Raw genomic sequence first — 1,077 nt, 5'->3', positions numbered from 1 at the left:
CGAGATGTTCCTGGACGTGCACCGAAGCGGGGGACGCGGGGAAGGCGTGCGTGGTCAGCGCGGTCGCCGGTAAATCCCGCAGATCCCCGTGAAGCGAAGCGGACACTTCCGGATTTGCCGGAACGCTTCGGACAGAAGGTAAGACCCCGTGGATCCGCGAAGGGTTGTACGCGGTTGTACGGCAAACACCCTGAACGCGGCGCGCCGACAGGAACCGGTCAGGACGGCCATTCCGGCTCGGACAGGGTCGCGTCGAGCGCGTCGAGGAGTACCTGGGCGGGCTGGGACGCGGGCGGTTTGCCGTACACGGCCGCCGCGACCTGTCTGCGCATACCGGGGATCCGGTCCAGCCGGACGCCGGGATGCCTGTTGGCCAGGAGGGTGAGACCGGGCAGCAGGCTCACGCCGAGCCCGGCCGCGACGAGCGCCTGTACGGCCACGTAGTCGTCGGTCTCGAACTCGACGACCGGCGTGAACCCGGCCCGTCCGCAGGCCGCGACGAGATGCTCACGGCAGCGCTCGCACCCCGCGATCCAGCGGGTGTCGGCGTAGGTCGCCAGCTCCGCGCGGGGGCCGTCCCAGGCGCGGTCGGCCGGGGTGACCATGTACAGCGGTTCGTCGAGCAGCGGCGTCATCGTGGTGTCGCGGAGATCGCGCTGGGGCGGGTCACCGTGTTCGAAGACCAGCGCCACGTCGACGTCGTTGTTGCGCAGTGCGCTGAGCGCGTCCGGCGGTTCGGCCTCGCACAGGATGAGCTCGACACCGGGATGCTCGGCGGCGACACGGGCGGCGGCCAGCGGCACCAGGGTGGCCAGGGCGGAGGGGAAGGCGGCGAGACGGACCCGGCCGGTGCGCAGCCCGGCCAGCTCGTCCAGTTCGGCGTGCACCGACTCGACCTGCGCGAGGATCGACTCGGCNNNNGCGCCTCGGCGGCGGCGGTGATCGAACCCTCACGGGCGACGGCCACCAGGACACGCAGCCGACTCAGGTCGATCATCCGCGAATCATAGCCAGCTTCGATGACAGCCTCGAAAACACGCATTGGTCCGATACGGGCACATCTGGGAGGGTGGGTGG

The 1,077-nt window shown here is 70.4% G+C and carries 1 protein-coding gene; it reads right to left on the bottom strand.

Annotated elements, in window-relative coordinates; all coding sequences use genetic code 11:
• Positions 1-218: 218 nt before the first annotated feature.
• Positions 219-803, bottom strand: a complete 585-nt coding sequence (locus tag AOK08_RS42195) for a LysR substrate-binding domain-containing protein (RefSeq protein ID WP_241827334.1) — start codon at positions 801-803, stop codon at positions 219-221.
• Between the last annotated feature and the right edge of the window lie 274 nt (positions 804-1,077).

The organism is Streptomyces graminilatus (assembly GCF_001418565.1).
Taxonomy (GTDB): Bacteria; Actinomycetota; Actinomycetes; order Streptomycetales; family Streptomycetaceae; genus Streptomyces; species Streptomyces graminilatus.
The sequence above is the reverse complement of the archived record's forward strand: the minus strand, read 5'-3'. Positions and strand labels throughout refer to the sequence as shown.